Raw genomic sequence first — 17,247 nt, 5'->3', positions numbered from 1 at the left:
CGGTCACGGCGCCGCCTTGCGCGAGGAATAGACGACGCCTCCGCTGGACTCCACCACCAGACGCCCATTCTCGTTCCTGATGTCCTCGATACGGCCGAGCCCGGGCACCTGCTGTCCCAGCACGGCTTCGATGACGCCATTCGGGCTTTGCAGGATCGCAATTCCCTCATAGGCCTGCCGGACCGACCAGCCCTTGATGACCTTGCGCGGCGCCGACGGCGCAACCGAACCGGTCACCTCGGGCGCAGCGACCGAGGCCATCATCGGCATCGCCTGTGCCGGCGATGTCGGCGATGCAACGGTTGCAGGTGCCGGGGCCTGGACCTGAACCTGTGCTTGGGCGAGCTTGTCGAGCTTCGCCGTGGAGGACGAGCTCACCCGCTCGATGCGGTCCAGGTTCTCGGCGAACCTGCCGAAGCGGTCGTTGGTGGCCTTGCTCGACTGATCGACCGCGGTGCGCAGGCCGTCCAGATTTTCGGACACGCCCGACACCTGCTTGCGCAGCTGCGCCACCGTCTCGCGCAGATTCCTGATCTCGGCGTTGGCCGCAACGTTGCTTTGGACCGGCTGCGTGGTGGTGAGATAGGCGATCACGCCCGTGCAGGCGCAGACCACCAGAATGGCGGCAACCGCCAGCGTTGCGAGCGGCACGACCCATGTCGGGCGCGGCGGCGGCGGCTTGGCCACGATCACGGCCGGCTTGATCACGGCCGGCGCAGGTTTCGGTATCGCCATGTTGTCGAGGCGCGCCTTGGCGCGAATACGCTTCAAGCCCTCGAGCGCCTCTTTCGCCAGAGCTTCATCGCTCGCCGCAAGACGCTTTGCGCTCGCGGCGGGTTTCGCCGCTCGTGCAGCATCGTCCTTTGTATCGCGCGCCTCCGCAGCCGGCCTCGCCGCTGCTGCAGCATCAACGGTCACGTTGGGACGAGCTTGTCCATCGGACAACATGTGGCAATGCTCCGTTCGGTTCGATCTGTCGAACGGCAACGATATGCGTCGAAGCTTGCCTGAAACGTGCGTATCGAAATCATTTCATCGCGCGCGAAGCGACGTCACATGAGCAGAACGCGTCGCGCACGTAGCGCGAGTGCGACTCGAAAGCCACACACTCGCCAAGATTTCGCCAAGCTGGAGTCCAGTCGCAACGCGTGAGTCGAATTGTCGCATGTTGAAACAGGACTTCGACCATCAATCCCGGGTTGAAAATCCCTCGATTTGCATGACGAACCGCACTATCCAAAAGGGCTGTAATTGTACGGGGATGGGGAACTGTAGACCGCCTACGGTGCAGAACTGGTTTAGTTTCCAAATCAACTGATGCGATTGGATATACCAAGAAACACCTCGAAGCGAACCAACAGCATCAAGCACAAATAGCAACCGCTTTGTGGCGCACGCTTGATCGGAAAACGGCAATCGTTACGGTCCTAATCAAGTGATTCTCGCCAGTTGGCGAGGAGATCGACACAGTTTCAGTCGTGTTCGGACGCAATGAGCAACTTGGCGCAACTGATCTAGGTCGTTTCTCAATCCGCTCCGCGAGGTGATCCGTAAGGCACCCGCCGAGCCTCACGCAGTAAGCGTTTCAGTATTGAGTTGGAAGTAGCAGGCCTGCGAGACGCAGGCACTGAATGCGTAGGGCTGCCCGCGAATATCGAAACCATAATAACGGTTCGCGGGATGGAATGTCGTCAAACAGCATCGTTGCCAAGCCGGGGCATCACAAACAACCAACCGGCCGCAACAAGTGCGAAACAGGGGCGAAAGACTGATGTATATTATCGTTGATGATCGCGAGAGCGTCGCGAACAGCTACGTCGGAGGGCTCGTTCGCGAAGGCGTATCGTCGATCGGCTTCTCTTCCGGAGAATTCTGGGACTGGCTGCAATCTGCGAGTGAATCGGACCTCGCGGCGGTGGACGCCTTCCTGCTCGGGGACTGCGACGGCCGCGGAAGCCTGCCGCGGGCCATGCGCAAGCGCTCCTCGGCACCCATCATCGCCATGAGCGGCCAGAAGATGCTCAAGAACACGCTGGAGCTGTTCGAAGCGGGCGTGGATGACGTCGTGCACGTGCCGATTCACCTGCGTGAGATCCTGGCCCGGACGGCCGCAATCGCGCGTCGCCGGGTGGGCGAGCTGCCAAAGCCCTGCGAGAGCAGGATCCAGGTCTTTTTCAACGGCCGTGACCCCGAGATCGCGGGCCACGCCCTCACCCTGCCCCGCCGCGAGCTGCGCATTCTCGAATATATGGTGAGCAACCACGGCAAGTGGATCACCAAGACGCAGATCTTCAACGCAGTCTACGGCATCTTCGAATCGACCTTCGACGAGAGCGTGATCGAGAGCCACGTCAGCAAGCTGCGCAAGAAACTCCGCGACCGCCTCGGCTTCGACGCGATCGTGGCCCGGCGCTACGTCGGCTATCGTCTCAACATTCCGGCCGGCGAGACCTTCGACGTCCCGATGCAGGAGCTCGACGAGGTCGGAATCCTCCTGAACAGGGCGCACGCCGTTCCGGCTGCGTATCCGGCCGGCAACTAACGCGGCACAGCGCTGCAAAATCGACAACGGCCTCTGCGGAGCACCCTTCGCAGAGGCCGTTTGAACATTCAGCAGCGGAGATCACGGAATCCAGGCCCGCCCGAGCGGAAGCATCGTTTCAGGGCGGTCCTATGGCTTCTGCTGGAATTCCTCCTTCGAGACGTAGTTGAAGTCCTCGACCAGGACGTCCTGGACCACGTCGGCCTGCATCCGCTCGTTGACGCGCTGCTTGATGGCCGTCGTGAGGATGGAGAGGTCGTAACGCGCGAGCTTCCTGAAATCGAGCCGGTCGTCGGCGTAGATCCTGCGGAAGGCCTCATCGACGACGAACGGCTCCGGCGGAACGTTGAGCTGATGCAGGGTCCGCGCCTCCACGGTGTAGACGAAGCGCGCGACGATGTAGCCTTGCACGTTGCCGTTCTCGACCATTGGCACGCTCAGCGGCCGCGTCTTCTGATATTGCAGCCCGTCTAGATATTCGTCCTTCGCCGGCAGCAGGCTGCCGTTCTCCTTCCAATAGGCCACGGCATAGCTCGTGCCTGCCGTCAGGATGCAAACCCAGAGCCCGGCCAGCACCAGTCTGATCATTTTCCGTCCTGTGTTGCGCGGCCGGTATAGGTGCCGTCCGACTCGGCATCCCTGACCGCCTTGACGATGATGGTCGCGACCTCGCGCACCGCATCGTAGTGCATTTCGAGCACGGAGCGATTCCGTTCCAGCTTCTCGCGCAACCGCTGGATCTCCTCGGTGATCTCGATCTCGCTGCCGAGGTGGATCCGTGCCCGCATCAGGCGGACGAATTCGAGCATGCTCCGACTCTTCCGGGCGCTAAAATCGTCGAAATCGACCTTCTTTCCGGTCGTAAGCGCGACCGTCTCCTCCTCGACGATGCTTTCGAGCCGGCGGATCGCCGCCAGCAGGCCGCGCATCTCGTCAGATTTCGCTGCGTGGGTGGCATCGATGATCACTTCGCCGCCGGGATTCGGCAGCAGCGCGGGCAACAGCGCATCCCCTGCTTCCGCTTCCGTCGTCGCCTCGATGTCCGCAGCTGGCTGCTCCATCACCGGGGTCGCCGCGCTTTCTTGTGCCTGCATCACGAATTCACCCTTCAACTTTTGTCACCAATTGCCGGATCACCCGGCTTTCCCCGTCACGTCCGGTCCAGCCGGCTGCCCGGCGGCGAGCTGACTGGCAATGCCGATGCCCTTGCCCTTGGCCAGCTGGCTGCCGAGCTGTTCCGCCAGCATCGACTTCCAGAGGCCGCCGGCCGTGCCCTTGCCAAAGACCTCCTCCGACTCCTTCGGCAGCATCGCTTCGACGAAGGTCTGCAGAATGTAGGCTTCGAATTTCCGGTACACCTCGCCGGAGGCCGGCGCCTTGATCACCTGCACCGGCGCGCCGTTGACGGCGCCCGGCTCCGCCTCGGACGACTTCGTTGCGGATTGTTCGGTAGCAGCCGCCTTGGCCTTGCCGGCCTCCGCCTCCATCGTGGCGGCGAAATCCGCATCCGTTGATTTCAGTGCGTCGAGCTTGGCGGTCGCCGCCCGCTGCGCCACGGGGTCGGCGGCTTCGAGGACGTCGAGGACGAGGTCTTGTGTCGCTGTCACGATCATGTCTTGTTCCGGCTGGCTGGCCGCGGCGTCCACTCGCGCACGGCTGGGCTTACGCCCGTCATTTCCTCGAGCGATCGCTTCTCCGCGTCACGGAGCTTGTCGGCGAGAGCCGCTTTTGCGACCTCCTCGAGCTGTTTCACGCGGCGACTTTCGCGGCGAACCTGGTCAAGCTGCCGCGAGGCCTGCTCTTTCACGGCGCGGGCGCCGACGCTCGCCCTGTTGAGACGCCGCGCGATCGAATCGCTCGACGATCCCGCCGGAGGCTTGCCGTCGTTCAGCGCCCTGACCAACCATTCCTGCTGGTCGTCCAGGTTGCGCTCCTGCTGCCGCAGATGCGCAAGCTGCCATTCGGACAGCCGCAGCTGGAGCTTCACCAGCGAAACCATCCGGCCGAGCTTGTCAGCGCGCGACGTCATGACCGGTCACTCCGCGAGCCACGAGGAAACGCCGAGCATGAACTGCGTCAGGAGCTCGTCGCTGGTGAGATAGAGCAGCAGGAAGCCGCCGAACAGCACGAACGGCACCGAGATGAAATAGACCGGAATAGCGGGCGTCAGCTTGTTGATCAGGCCGACCGCCAGGTTGACGATGACGGAATAGACGATGAAGGGGCTGGTGATCCGCAGCGTCAGCACGAAAGCTTCCGACAGGCGCCCGACGAGCTGGTCCAGCGCCATGCTGTCGCCGATCCTGTTGCCGGGATGCCAGACGTCGTAGGAGTTCATCAGCCCGCGCAGCACCTGCCAGTGTTGGTCGGTCATGAAGAACAGCGTGGTGACGGCGGCCATGATCAGCGGCACCAGGGCCGGCGCCGGGTCGGTGTCGCCGACCGGCGTGCCCGGGATGTTGCTCAAGCCTATCGCGCTCGCCATCACGGTCGCCATGGTCTGGAGCGCGAGGAAGAACACGCGGCCGCCGAGCCCGATCACGCTGCCGACAACGAGCTCGGAGCAGATTAGCAGCGCCAGCGTCAGCGGCGCCGCGTTGTCGGTAAGCGGTTTGAGGATCGCGATCAGGATCGGCGTCAGCGCGAACGTCGTGACCAGCGCGACGAACAGGCGAACCTGGGCCGGCACATTGATGCTCGAATAGCCGGGCACCAGCATCAGGCAGGCGCCGATGCGACAGAACACGATGAACGTCACCAGCACGCTGTCGGTAAGGCCGGAGATCACGACACGGCTCCGAGCGCCCTGATCTCGGCGCTGCGCGCGACTTCGACGTGCGACAGGATGGGCAAGGTCGGGAACACCCGCTCCAGGATCATCCGGACATAGGGCCGCGCTTCCGGCGTCACCGCCAGGACCACGCTGGTGCCATTCTCCGTGAACTTGCGGATCGCGGCGCTGGCCTCGGTCGCGAACTGCTCGATCAGGCGCGGATCGGCATCGAACTCGACGACGTCGCCCTTGGCGTCGCGCTTCAGGCTCTGGTGGAACGCGAGGTCCCAGCGATTGCCGAGGCGGACCACGTTCAGCACGCCGTTATCGGAGAGGTCGCCGCAGATCTGCTGGGCAAGACGGGTGCGCACGTGCTCTGCGACCTGCTCGGAGCGCCGCACATGCGGCGCGATCTCGGCGATCGCCTCGAGGATGAGGTGAAGATTGCGGATGGAGACCCGCTCCGCCAGCAGGATCTTCAGGATCGCGAGCAGGCCCGAATAGGAGATCTGCGACGGACAGAGATCCTCGACGAGGCGCTTGTATTCGGGATCGAGCCGGTCGAGCAGGGCGCGCATGTCCTTGTAGGACAACAGCTGGGCGAGGTTGGCCCGGATCACCTCGCTGAGATGCGTGAGCAGCACCGACAGATTGTCGACCGGCTTGCAGCCCTGACGCCTGACCTCGTCGGTGAAGGCTTCCGTCACCCACAGCGCCTTCATGCCGAAGGCGGGCTCGATCACCTCCTCGCCGGGCACGTCGGGCTTGCCGTCCTTGTCGACCAGCACCAGCACCTCGCCGAGCCTGAGCTCGCCATGGGCAATTCGGGTATCGTGGATCCGGATCTGGTAACCCTTGGGGTCGATCGAGAGGTTGTCGCTGAGCTTGATCTCGGGAATGACGAAGCCGTACTGCTTGGCGAACTTCTTGCGGATCTTGGCGACGCGGTGCGCAAGCTCCGTGCGCGAACCGAGCAGATGGACCGACAGATGGCCGCCGAGCGCCAGCTCGATTTCCGCGGTCCTGAGCTGCTCCTTGACGGATTCCTTGGCGTCGGCCTGGGCGCGCTCGTCGGCCTTGCGCGCATCCTCCTTCTGCTTCAGCGCCGCCTGCCGCTTCGGCAAGGAGTAGCCGACGAAGGCCATGACGCCGCCGAGCAGCAGGAACGGCGCCATCGGCAGCCCCGGCATCAAGGCGAGCACGAACATCATCAGCGCGGCGGCCGAGACCGCGCGCGGATAGCCGCCGAGCTGCCGCAGCACCGCCTGCTCGGCCGAGCCTCTGGTGCCGCCCTTGGAGACCAGCAGGCCCGCCGACAGCGACACGATCAGCGCCGGCATCTGCGACACCAGGCCGTCGCCGACGGACAGCTTGGTGTAGACGTCGGCCGCACGCGACAGCGTCAGGCCGTGATGGGTGACGCCGATGATGATGCCGCCGAAGATGTTGATCGCGGTGATGAGCAGGCCGGCGATGGCATCGCCCCGGACGAATTTCGAGGCGCCGTCCATGGCGCCGAAGAACGCGCTCTCCTCTTCGAGCTCGCGGCGCCGGCGCTGGGCTTCCTTGTCGTCGATCAAGCCGGCCGACAGATCCGCGTCGATCGCCATCTGCTTGCCGGGAATGGCGTCCAGGGTGAAGCGGGCGCCGACCTCGGCGATACGCGTCGCGCCCTTGGTGATCACGACGAAGTTCACCGTGACCAGGATCGCGAAGATGATCAGGCCGATGACGAAGTCCCCGCCCATGACGAATTTGGAGAAGCCGGCCACGACGTAGCCGGCGGCGTGCTCGCCCTCCCCGCCGCGCGACAAGATCAGGCGCGTGGTCGCGACGTTCAGCGCCAGGCGCAGGATCGTCGCGATCAGCAGCACGGTCGGAAAGGCCGAGAAATCGAGCGGCCGCTGGATCCACAGCGCGACCATCAGGATCAGCGCCGACAGTGCGATGGAGAAGGCAAGTCCGAGATCGATCAGGATCGGCGGGATCGGCAGGAACAGGATCGTGAGCATGGTCACGATGCCGGCTGCGAAGAAGGCGTCCGCCCCGAGGCGCCGCGGGCTGGGCAGGCTAGCAGCTAACGTATCGGCCATGGGTCACCGGCAGAGGATCCGGCTCGCAATCTGCCGCGCAAAGCTTACGCGAGGGTGGTGGCCCGCGAAGCGCGATCAGATTTGGAATGATCGCGCTTCTGGTTGTTGTTTACGCATGATCTTTCCGGAAAACCGCTTCGCACTTTTCCGGATCATGCTTTAGCGATCAGAAGCCGTGCTCGATGCGCGAATAGACCATCTCGGTGAAGGTGGACAGATGCGCCCCGATGAAGGAGCCGGAGACGGCGACGACGAGGAGAATGACGATGATCTTCGGGACGAAGGTCAGCGTCACCTCCTGGATCTGGGTCAGGGCCTGGATCAGCGCGATCACGGTGCCGACCAGCATCGCGGCGCCGACCGCGGGCCCGGAGGCGACGATGATGGTCCAGATCGCCGCCTGGACGATGTCGAGGGCGTCCCGCTCGTTCATGACTGGCTGATCGTGAGCCCGGGGCCGACCGCGACCTTGGTACCGTTCTCGAGGGTCGCGATGGAGCCGTCGCTGTTGATGGAGACCGAAACGACCTTGCCGGTGAAGCTGGCGCCGGTCGCATCGGTGAAGCTGACGGTTTTTCCGATCAAGCCGTTGGCCTGTGACAGCGACTGCGAGGACAGCAGCGCATCCAGCTTCGAATTGGTCTGCATGGCCTGCTCGACCGTCGAGAGCTGCGCGAACTGGCTCATATATTGCGCGGTGTCCATCGGATTGGTCGGATCCTGGTACTTCATTTCGGCAACGAGCAGCTGAAGAAACGTGTTGTAGTCGACGCTGTTGCTCGACGTGGTCGTGGTCGAGTTGGACGACTTGCTGGTCGTGTCGGTCGCGCTGGTGACGTTCATCTGGCCTCTCCGCTGTCAGGCAGCCTGGAATGGGGAATGGGTCGCGGCGCCGGCCAGGATGGCCTGCTCCACCGGGAACAGCGCCCGGATGCGCTTGAGCGCCTCGAAATAGCGCGTCGTCCCGACCAGTTCGTCGACCGCGGCGAGCCCGTCGAGCATCTCGCGGTTCTCGCACACGGCGAGCAGAGCGGCGTGGTGCTGCGCGTAGAGCACTGACGCGTCCCGGACGTCGGTCGGGTTCATCAGCATCAGCTGGACGATGAAATAGAGCTGCCGCATCGCCGTGGTGGCGTCGGATGCCTGCATGACCTGCCCTTCGAGCAGGAACATCACGTCGTTGACGAGCTCGACCGAGACCTTGCGGTCGACGCGCAGCACCGCACCGTTGACGTAGATCCGTTCGCCGGCGCGCAAGGAGATCTTCATCAAAGAGCGTCTCGGATCAGGCGGTTGATTTCGATGAGCTGCATCACGTCGTTCGACTTCTCGTCGCGAAGGCGGTCGGCTTCCTTCACCACCCAAAGGCCGATCGAGATGATGTCGGCCCGCAGCTGGTCCGGGAGTCCGTTCTCGGGATGCGAGAGGTCCTCGATGAAGATGGTCCACAGCCGCCGGACATAGAGCAGGCTCTCGACCTGCTCCTCGATGTGGAATGCGCCTCGCTGGATCCGTTCGAGCCGGTCGATGCCGAGGCTGAGCGCCTGCCGCTCGCGGCCCCGCGCCTCATGGCCGCTCTCATCGACAACCGCTTCATAGGCTTCAAACGTCATCTGAACCACTCTGCACGGGAGGCCAACCAACAGGACAAGATCGAGCTTTCTCAGAGATAGTTGATGAGACTGATCTGCTGGAGCTGCGAGGTCAGCGCGAGCGCTGTCTTGATCTGGGTCTGCAAGGTGTTGACCCGGACCGAGGCCTCGGTCGGATCGACCGCCTCCAGCTTCACGATCTGGTCGTTGAGGATGTCCTTCTGGATCTTCAGCTTCTCGGTGGCGCCGGTGACGCGTTGCTGGATCGAGCCGACCGTGCCTCCGAGCACGGCGAGGTCGTTGATCGCACCGCTGACGAGGCTGATGGCCTTGTCGACGACGACCTGGAACGTATCCTTGCTCAGGCCAGTGTTCCCGAGATCGGTCAGCATGGTGTAGGCCTCGGCCAGCTTGCGGAAGCCGGGCTGGTTGGCGCTGACCGAGCTGTCGACGACCTCGGTCGTGGAGATGCGGCTCGACAGGGTCTGGTCGGTGGCTGAGGACCAGTTGGTGTCCCAAGCCGGGCTCGCGAACTCGGGATCAAGGGTGTTGTCGAGGAAATTTTGCATCTGCGCAGGCGTGATGGTGCTCACGCTGGCCGACGACTGTGCAAAGCCGAAGCTCGCCAGGAAGTCGGCATCGAGCTGGTTCTTGCTGGCAGAGCCCGCGACGTAGTTCGTGATCGGCTGGGTCTGCGTATTGATGCCGCCGAACAGGTACGAGCCGTTGTAGGAAACGTTGAGCGCGCCGACGAGATCCTGGAGATTGGCGGATGCGCTCGGCAGGATGATCCGCGCACCGCTGTCGGCGTCACGCGCTGCGATCAGGTTCTTGAGGAAGTCCGATGCCGTCTTGCCGAGTTGCGTGATCCGGTTCTGGGTCACGTCGAGGCGGCCGGCGACGAGCTCGTTGGTGTCGACGAGCTGGTCGGCGAAGTTGAACTCGGCGCGCAGGCTGACGTCGCGGCCCGTCCCCGTGCCGAGCTCGAGGCCGACATCGGCGAAACGGCCGGTGGTCGCCTCCTTCGTGGCCTTGCTCAGCGCGGCCTGATTGTTCGTGATCGAGGACCTCAAGGCCGAAGACAGCATCAGGGTCGAGATGTAGTTCGCGCTCATCATGACTTAGTTCCCCACGGCAGCCAGCAGGCTCTGCAGCATCTCGTCGACGGTGGAAATGATCTTCGACGATGCGGAGTAAGTGCGCTCGACCTGGAGCATCAACGCCATCTCGTCGTCCATGTTGACGCCGTTGACGTTGGACAATGCCGCGGTGCTGCGGTCGAGCAGCGTGTTCTGGTACTGGACGCTGTCGTCCGCGGTCTTGCGCTGGCTTTCGATCCAGCTTGCCGAGGACGAGGCGAACTCGATCACGCTGCCGCTTGGCTTGGCCTGCGCCGCGGCGGCGAATGGCTGCGGCGCGTCCATCTCGTTGATGAGCTGCTGGAGCCGTGCTGAGAAGCCGGCATTGCCGGTCGTGTTGTAGTTGAACGCCGCGTTGCCGCTGATCGCGCCGTCGCGCAGCAGATTGGGGTTGCCGCCCACGGCGGGATCGACCGACGCGGCCACACTGATCGTCCCGGCCAGGCCGACCGAGATGGTGGCGCTCGCGGGCATTGCCGGCGCTCCGGGATAGGTGAACAGGCCGGGCCTGTCGGCCAGCGTCGGGGTTGCCGACTGATCGCTCTCCTTGAAGGCGTCAATCAGGCCGCGCGCGATTTCGTCGAGCTGGCTCTGATACGTGACCGTCGCCTTGTCGCGCAGCTCGGCGAGACCGGCGAGCTTGCCCGTCTTGAGCGGCATCACGGAATTGGCGCCGGTGACGGGGACGCCGTCGATATACACCGCGTTTCCGGTCGTGCCGGGCGTATAGACGTTGGTGGCCGCGAAGCTCACCGTTCGCGCCGTCTTGTCGAACAGCACAACGCCGCTGTCGGTATAGAGCGCCGCGTCGCCATTGGCCCGGAGCGACATCGAGACACCGACCTCCTGCGACAGCCTCGAGACGATGTCGTCGCGCTGGTCGAGATAATCGGTGACGTCGTCGCCGGAGATCGTCCCCTTCACGATCGCGGTGTTGACCTTGTCGAATTGGGCGAGCAGCTGGTTGATGTTGGCGACCGACGTCGCCATGTCGGCGTCCGCACCCTCGCGCACGGACTGCACGGTCTTGGTCGCCTGGTTGAGCGTGGTCGCCATGTCCTTGGCTGAGGTCACCGCGGCCTGCGCCAGGGTCGCATTGTCGGTTGAGTTCGCATATTGCTGGAGCGCCTGCTTCAGCTTGGTGAGCTGGGCGGTCGGCGATTGTTCGAGCTCGGGATCGTCGACCGTCGCGGTCGCGATCTTCTGAAGGCCGTCATAGATCACGCCCTGCTTGGCGGAGGCCGACGTCGCGGTGAGGACATTCGTGAACAGGCCGCCGCTCGCGGCGCGTTGGATCGCCGCGACATAGACGCCGGTGCCGGGAAGGTTGTCCAGCACCGCGATCTTGCGCGAATAGCCGGTTGCGCTGGCACCGGCGATGTTGCGCGAGATCGTCGAGGACTGGATGCCCGATGCCATGAGCGAGGCGCGGGCGGAATCGAGAGCGGCGGTAAGGGACATGATGTGCTCTTGCCCGGGACGGGCGCTTCAGGATTCAGCGCTTCAGGTTGACGACGACGTCGAGCAGGTCGGCGCCGGTCTGGAACGATTTCGAGTTCGCGGTGAAGCCGCGCTGCGCCTCGATCATCCCGGTCAGCTCGTCCGCGAGATCGACGTTGGAATCTTCCAGCGCACCGGACTGGATCGTTCCGAGCCCGCCGGTGCCGGCGTTGCCGGCCTGCGCGTTGCCGGAGTTCATGTTGGTCGAATAGACGTTGCCCGGCTCGGGCGTCAGATTGTCGGGGCTCGCGACATCGGCAAGCATGATCGTGTACAACGTCAGCTGCTGCCCGTTCTTGAGGATCGCCGTCACGTGGCCGGCCTCGTCGACGTCGACCTTGTCGATGGCCGCGGGAACGCTGCCATTGACGGTGGCCTTGAAGCTGAAATCGGCTCCGACCTGGGTCATGTTCGACAGGTCCAAGGTCATCGCCGCGCCGCCCGGGACGGTGAAGGCGAGGCCCGTCGGGCTCGCTCCAGCCAGCGCGCCCCTGCCGGCCGCGGTGGTGTCGAAGGTGAAAGTGGTGGCGGCGGCGAGCGACGTGCCCGTCGCCGAATCATAGACTTGAACCTGCCAGGTATCCGAACCCGCAGCCGTCGCGGTATGGGACATGTAGACGTCGAGCGTCACCGCCTGGCCGATATTGTTGTAGGCGACGATCGAGCTTTTCGACGAATAGGACGCCGGGCCGGGCGGACCGGCGATGACGGCCGCCTTCGGATCCAGATTGCCGGTCGTGAGCGTGCCCGCCGTCGATGGCACCGGCACTTGCGAGACCTGGGCGATGTTCACGATCTGCATACCCGCCAGGCTGTTCTGCGAAAAGTTGGTCACGAGGCCGGGTTGGCCCAGAAGGTAATAGCCGGCGGCGTTGACCAGGTTGCCCTGGCTATCCGGCACGAACGATCCGGCGCGCGTCAGATATTGCTGCGTGTTGTCGGCATTCGATACCACGAAGAAGCCGTTGCCCTGGACGGCGAGGTCGGTCGTCGACGTGGTGAACTGGGTATGACCTGCGTCGCTGATGGCGTAGCGGACGGTCGTCTCGACCGCGCCGGAATCGTAATTGCCCGAGCCGCTCTTCAGGATCAGCGAGGAGAATTCGGTCGAAGCCCGCTTGTAGCCCGTGGTGTTGACGTTCGCGATGTTGTCCGAGACCGTCGACAGCTTGTTGGACTGCGCAGACATTCCGGAAACGCCGGTGCGCATAATGCCGTAGAGGCTCATGGATTGGGCTCCTGTGGTAGGGTGGAGTTACAATGAGGGTTCTTGCTTGCGCGGGGCTGATGGTGAGGAACCATGCACAACTTCACGTCGTCTTCGGCTGACAGAACGAACGAGCTTTGTCCGTCCACGCGCCGAAGCCGCTCGAAACGAGATGGGCGACGATGTGACAGACGTAGCGCTTCTGCGCCGGCTGGTTGTTCGGTCCTGCATTGTAGCGGGCGACCGCCATGGTCCAGCTACCTTCGCGCTGTTTGAGCTCTTTCAAAAAGCGCGCGGCGTATTCGACGTTTCGGGCCGGATCGAACATCGCGCGGACCGACGCGAACTTGTCGCCGTGATAATAGTGATTGATTTGCATGCAGCCGAGGTCGATCAGCTTGATGCCCTTGCTTCGCATCGTCTCGAAAGCCGCGATCGCGTCGTTGATGTCCTTGGCGAACACGGTCTGCCCGTCGGCGCCGAGCGCGTAAGGATGCAGCGCGCCACGGCGCCCGGTCTCGGTGAGACCGACCGCATAGAGAATGCCGAGCGGAATCCCGTGCTGCCGGGCCGCGCGCGCCATCTCGCGCTCGCAGGGGCGCGCACCATCGGCTGCCGCCTGCGCGGCGCCTGCGTTACAGATAAACAGGGCCGCGACGAATCTGCGGCGCCACGTCCTGCTCATGACGCGTCTCCTGATTGGACTGGCGCTCCTGCCGGGTCTGCTTCGCCTCGCCGTCCGACTGCCCCGACGACGAGCTGGCGCCGCCGAACGAGCCTTGCGACTGCGACGGCGGCTGCTGCTGGCTCGAAAGCTGCGACTGCGATTGGCCGGAGCCGCTCTGGAATCCATCCAGCGTGCCGTGCTGGACCGGCGCGACGTCGGCGACATAGCCCGCCGACTGCATGAGATCGCGGATCGAATCGCGCTGCTGGTCCAGCATCTGGCTGGTATCCTTGCGTTCGGCCGCAAGGTGGACGGACACTTCGGTGCCGACGAGACGCAGGCGCACGGTGACGTTGCCCAGCGCCGGTGGCTCGAGATTGATGGTCAGGATCTTGAGCGGCTGGTCCGGCGCATTGGTCTGCGACGCCGCGGGATCGGGGAGAGCGGAGGCCGCCGCAGATTCCTTCAGCTCGGCGACCACCGCGCTTGCAACCTGTTGCGGAGCATTGAACTGCGCCGGCGGCAGATGGGTTTCCTGCTGGAGCACGGTGACCTTGGTCGCCTCGGGCAACGCGTCCCGCGCCGAAGCCTTGACCGCGCGCTCCACATTGGCCGTGACGGTGTCGAAGCCGCATGCCGCCGGCATTGGTTTCGAGGTGGCATCGCTGCCTAGCGGCGCGACTGCGGTCGCCTGCGAAGCCACGGCCTGGGAGCGCGCGCCTGTCGGAGCGGCCGCGGACGGCGCTGAATCGGCCACGTCGATTCTAGCTGTATCCGCAGCCCGGCTTTCGCGCCGGGTCGTGGACGAGCGTTCGTCGCGCACGGCCGCCTCTGCCCTGTCGTCCACCGGCGATAGCAGCTGCGATCTCACCGCCGGCGCAGCAGCGAGCTCCTGTCCGGCCGTCGCAACAACGCTGGAGCGGTCCGCGACGTCCGCCCTGTGGTCTGCCGGACGTTCCGACGGTGGATCAACATTGCGGCCGGACGACTTGCGACCGGACCCGGCTTCGTCGGTTGGCTCGAGCCGTTCGTGAACCGTCTCGCCCTTTGTCTTGCTCTCTTCGGTGGGATGCGCCAGATGCGTCCGCAACGATGCGGCCTTCACGCTCGCGTCTGCGTTCTCCTCCTTGAGCGCCTTCTTCGCCAGATTGGAGACGTTGCGGAGCAAATCGTTGAACGACGAGTCCGCCTGCGATTTTGCCCCGGCGCCTTTCGCCGAGCGCGACGTCCCGCGCATGTTGAGAGTTTCGGCGAGGCCCGAGAAAGCCTGTCCGGAGGTTCCGTTGAGCTTGGTCATGGACGGCGATCCCTGGTGAGACGTTCGAGCTCGCCGAACTGCTTCTGCGCACGCGCGACGGTCGCGGTCGACGATGCGAGGTCGAGACGGGCCGGCGTTGCCGGAGGCTTGTCGGCCGTGGTTGCTGATCCTGCGGCGAAGGGTTTGCGGATGTCGAGCGCGAGCTGAACCGCCGCATTCAGAAGGGGAACGTCGCGCTCAGGCAGTTTCGACCGATCGAGCGCCTTCAGTTCGGCGAGACCGCCGTCATACTCGTCGGTGAGCGTCCGCGAGGTGCCACGGAAGAGATGCGCGCGCTCGCGGTCCACCGACGCATCGGCGCTGAGCGTCAGCGCGCGCTCGCTGGCGAGCCGGGTCACGACCAGCCGTCCACGCAGCATCGCGGCGCGTGCGATCACGAGATAGAGCTTGAGACGGCCGGCGCGATCGATCTGCTCCAGCAGCGTCGTGATCCGGGCAAATCGACGCTCGTCGAACGCCAGGCTCGATTGCGTCAGGCCCGTGGAGAAGCGCTGCCAGAAATCGCCGGCATAGATCGAGTTGCGGTAATGGCGGATATAGGCCAGCGTCAGGAACTCGAACTTGTCGAAATCCTCCGCCTGCCCGACCAGCAGGATCTCGCGCCGCAGTGCCGCCTCCTCCACCAGCGTGCCCGGGAGGAGCAGGCGCGCATCGTCGAGGCGTTCGATCGCGAACGAGGCCTCGCTGCGCGCGAACAGCGCACCCTGGACCAGCGCGACCTGTCCGCCGAGACCTGAGGGAAGCGCGCGCGGCTTAACGTCCTTGAGCAGCTCGCGCGCCTCGTCCTGGCGACCCTCGACATAGGCGAGCGCACCATTGAACAGCCGCTCGTCGATGGTCATCTTGTCGCGCGGCAGCTTGCGGACGATCTGCGGCGCGCCGCCGCTCAGCAGGTAAATAACGACGGCCTGACCGTTCTGCGGACTGCTCCACACGCCGGCATCGGCGGCGAGAAATTTCTCGCCGATCTGCCGGATCAGCGCGATGTGGCTGCCGTGCGCCGCAGTGTCGCCGTTGGCAATGCCGTCCTGCACGGCTTGCAACGCGCGCACCAGCTCATACGGCTGTTCGCCTGACGGCGGCGTCGGCTCGGCAAACGCACTTGCTGCCGCGAGCGGCAGCAGCAACAGCACGGCGCGGAGAAACGGCCTGATCAAGAGCGCTTCTCCCGGATCAGGATTTCGATCCGGCGATTCTGCGCGGCCGCCGGATCGTTCGGCAGCTTCGGCCGCCGGTCGGCGTAGCCTTCGATGTGCTCGATCCGCTGCGCATCGACGCCGGCGCGGACGAGCATGTAATAGGCCATCTGCGCCCGCGCGGTCGACAGCCGCCAATTGTCGTAAGCTTCCGACCGGTACGGCCGGTTGTCGGTATGGCCGCGGACGATGATCAAGCCGGACCGCCTCGTCAGCAGCGGGCCGATCTTGTCGATCACGCGAATGAGCTCGGGCCGCGGCTCGGCCGAGCCAACTGCGAACATGCCGAAGCTCGCATCGTCGGTCAGGCTGATCAGAAGCCCCTCCTCGACCTGGCGCACCTCCGCCGCCGGTCCCGCGCCGGCCTTGATGTCTGACAGCGCATCCGCGATCGCGGACTGAAGCTGCTTGACGGTCGGCTGCTGCGTCTGCGCCGCATCGCGCGGTTCGGCCTCCTTCGTCGTATCGCCAGGACGCGCCTGCGCAGCGGCATTGGCCTGAGCGCCGGCCTGCGCATTGCCCTCGCGCGGTGCTTGCGACGGCGCCGGTCCCGGCGGCAACAGCGGCGACGGGCTCGCGGACGCGCTATCTGCGTTCGGCGCCACGCTTCCACCGGCATCATCCGCCTTGGCACGGCGCGCCTGCGGCTCGCTTTCGATGATGCGATCCCCGTCCTTGGACGCCTGCGGCGCCAGCTTCCAGTAACCGGGATCGAAGGGATCCCGGTAGGCGTCGCCGCCCTTGAGGCCGTCTTCTTCCGCGGACGTCAGCGCGCCGGCGCGCCGCTGGCCCGAGGCCTGGTTCGCGCTGTTCGCGATCTCAGCAAGCGTGGCATAGGGATCGCGGAACAGGACCTTCTCCTCGTAGGAGGCCGGTTTCTCCGCCGTCGGCGAATCGCCACGCCGTTCCTCGTTCGGCCCGGCCGGCTTGCGCCTGCCGTCCTGTCCTTCGAACGACGACGGCTCCTTCTTGGAGAGATCCTTCAGGCCCTTCGGAGCCGGTGCGTTCTCCGCGAGCTTGATCGGATTGAAGTAGCTCGCAACCACCTGCTTCTGGTCCTGGTTGAGCGCGTTGAGCAGCCACATCACCAGGAAGAACGCCATCATCGCGGTCATGAAATCCGCATACGCGATCTTCCAGACGCCACCATGCGGCTTTTCATCCTCGAAGGCGCTCCTCCGCCGGATGATCACGAGTTCTGGCTTGACCTCATTCATGGC

The 17,247-nt window shown here is 64.6% G+C and carries 19 protein-coding genes; 1 reads left to right on the top strand and 18 read right to left on the bottom strand.

All coding sequences use genetic code 11. The features are described 5' to 3' along the window. Positions 1 to 3: 3 nt before the first annotated feature. Positions 4 to 948 (bottom strand): hypothetical protein, encoded by a 945-nt coding sequence (locus BCCGELA001_RS08975; protein ID WP_008560264.1) that lies wholly within the window; start codon positions 946 to 948, stop codon positions 4 to 6. An 823-nt stretch (positions 949 to 1,771) separates the two neighbouring features. Between BCCGELA001_RS08975 and BCCGELA001_RS08970 the strand changes: the two genes are divergently transcribed. Further along, positions 1,772 to 2,542, top strand: coding sequence for a response regulator transcription factor (locus BCCGELA001_RS08970; RefSeq protein WP_008560265.1), 771 nt, complete (start codon positions 1,772 to 1,774; stop codon positions 2,540 to 2,542). 129 nt (positions 2,543 to 2,671) lie between these two features. Here the strand turns inward: BCCGELA001_RS08970 and BCCGELA001_RS08965 are convergent, their stop codons facing one another. From BCCGELA001_RS08965 to BCCGELA001_RS08885, 17 genes are all read right to left on the bottom strand, one after another. Next, positions 2,672 to 3,130, bottom strand: a complete 459-nt coding sequence (locus BCCGELA001_RS08965; RefSeq protein WP_008560267.1) for a hypothetical protein — start codon at positions 3,128 to 3,130, stop codon at positions 2,672 to 2,674. Then, positions 3,127 to 3,636, bottom strand: coding sequence for a hypothetical protein (locus BCCGELA001_RS08960; RefSeq protein WP_060737562.1), 510 nt, complete (start codon positions 3,634 to 3,636; stop codon positions 3,127 to 3,129). The genes BCCGELA001_RS08965 and BCCGELA001_RS08960 overlap by 4 nt, the downstream gene beginning before the upstream one ends. Before the next feature lie 39 nt (positions 3,637 to 3,675). Further along, positions 3,676 to 4,155 carry a rod-binding protein gene (locus BCCGELA001_RS08955; RefSeq protein ID WP_008560272.1) on the bottom strand — a complete coding sequence of 160 codons (480 nt, stop codon included), beginning with the start codon at positions 4,153 to 4,155 and terminating at the stop codon, positions 3,676 to 3,678. Further along, complete coding sequence (locus BCCGELA001_RS08950) at positions 4,152 to 4,571, bottom strand: hypothetical protein (RefSeq protein ID WP_008560273.1); 420 nt, start codon at positions 4,569 to 4,571, stop codon at positions 4,152 to 4,154. The genes BCCGELA001_RS08955 and BCCGELA001_RS08950 overlap by 4 nt, the downstream gene beginning before the upstream one ends. A gap of 6 nt (positions 4,572 to 4,577) precedes the next feature. Then, positions 4,578 to 5,330: a flagellar biosynthesis protein FliR gene (gene fliR, locus BCCGELA001_RS08945; protein ID WP_008560275.1), complete on the bottom strand. Its 753-nt coding sequence runs from the start codon at positions 5,328 to 5,330 to the stop codon at positions 4,578 to 4,580. Further along, positions 5,327 to 7,408: a flagellar biosynthesis protein FlhA gene (gene flhA, locus BCCGELA001_RS08940; protein ID WP_060735095.1), complete on the bottom strand. Its 2,082-nt coding sequence runs from the start codon at positions 7,406 to 7,408 to the stop codon at positions 5,327 to 5,329. Before flhA ends, fliR begins: the two co-directional genes overlap by 4 nt. Positions 7,409 to 7,574: 166 nt before the next feature. Further along, positions 7,575 to 7,841: a flagellar biosynthesis protein FliQ gene (gene fliQ / locus BCCGELA001_RS08935; protein ID WP_027572776.1), complete on the bottom strand. Its 267-nt coding sequence runs from the start codon at positions 7,839 to 7,841 to the stop codon at positions 7,575 to 7,577. Next, on the bottom strand, positions 7,838 to 8,251 hold the full coding sequence (gene flgD / locus BCCGELA001_RS08930) for a flagellar hook assembly protein FlgD (RefSeq protein ID WP_060735094.1): 414 nt from the start codon (positions 8,249 to 8,251) through the stop codon (positions 7,838 to 7,840). Before flgD ends, fliQ begins: the two co-directional genes overlap by 4 nt. 15 nt (positions 8,252 to 8,266) lie before the next feature. After that, the gene (flbT, locus tag BCCGELA001_RS08925; protein ID WP_008560289.1) at positions 8,267 to 8,677 is read right to left on the bottom strand and encodes a flagellar biosynthesis repressor FlbT; all 411 of its coding nucleotides are present in this window, start codon (positions 8,675 to 8,677) and stop codon (positions 8,267 to 8,269) included. Beyond that, positions 8,677 to 9,021: a flagellar biosynthesis regulator FlaF gene (gene flaF / locus BCCGELA001_RS08920; protein ID WP_008560291.1), complete on the bottom strand. Its 345-nt coding sequence runs from the start codon at positions 9,019 to 9,021 to the stop codon at positions 8,677 to 8,679. The genes flbT and flaF overlap by 1 nt, the downstream gene beginning before the upstream one ends. 50 nt (positions 9,022 to 9,071) lie before the next feature. After that, entirely contained in the window at positions 9,072 to 10,118 is a 1,047-nt protein-coding gene (locus BCCGELA001_RS08915) for a flagellar hook-associated family protein (protein ID WP_008560293.1), read from the bottom strand. A gap of 3 nt (positions 10,119 to 10,121) precedes the next feature. Continuing rightward, on the bottom strand, positions 10,122 to 11,600 hold the full coding sequence (flgK, locus tag BCCGELA001_RS08910; RefSeq protein WP_008560295.1) for a flagellar hook-associated protein FlgK: 1,479 nt from the start codon (positions 11,598 to 11,600) through the stop codon (positions 10,122 to 10,124). A gap of 34 nt (positions 11,601 to 11,634) precedes the next feature. After that, a complete protein-coding gene (locus BCCGELA001_RS08905; RefSeq protein WP_060735093.1) occupies positions 11,635 to 12,867 on the bottom strand; it encodes a flagellar hook protein FlgE in 1,233 nt (410 codons plus the stop codon). 82 nt (positions 12,868 to 12,949) lie between these two features. Next, entirely contained in the window at positions 12,950 to 13,531 is a 582-nt protein-coding gene (locus BCCGELA001_RS08900; protein WP_060735092.1) for a transglycosylase SLT domain-containing protein, read from the bottom strand. Further along, positions 13,482 to 14,810, bottom strand: a complete 1,329-nt coding sequence (gene fliK, locus BCCGELA001_RS08895) for a flagellar hook-length control protein FliK (RefSeq protein ID WP_060735091.1) — start codon at positions 14,808 to 14,810, stop codon at positions 13,482 to 13,484. Before fliK ends, BCCGELA001_RS08900 begins: the two co-directional genes overlap by 50 nt. Continuing rightward, positions 14,807 to 15,988, bottom strand: a complete 1,182-nt coding sequence (locus BCCGELA001_RS08890; protein WP_060735090.1) for a chemotaxis protein — start codon at positions 15,986 to 15,988, stop codon at positions 14,807 to 14,809. The genes fliK and BCCGELA001_RS08890 overlap by 4 nt, the downstream gene beginning before the upstream one ends. Next, positions 15,985 to 17,244, bottom strand: coding sequence for a MotB family protein (locus BCCGELA001_RS08885; protein WP_060735089.1), 1,260 nt, complete (start codon positions 17,242 to 17,244; stop codon positions 15,985 to 15,987). The genes BCCGELA001_RS08890 and BCCGELA001_RS08885 overlap by 4 nt, the downstream gene beginning before the upstream one ends. Between the last annotated feature and the right edge of the window lie 3 nt (positions 17,245 to 17,247).

Source organism: Bradyrhizobium sp. CCGE-LA001 (assembly GCF_000296215.2).
In the GTDB taxonomy this organism is placed as follows: domain Bacteria; phylum Pseudomonadota; class Alphaproteobacteria; order Rhizobiales; family Xanthobacteraceae; genus Bradyrhizobium.
The sequence above is the reverse complement of the archived record's forward strand: the minus strand, read 5'-3'. Positions and strand labels throughout refer to the sequence as shown.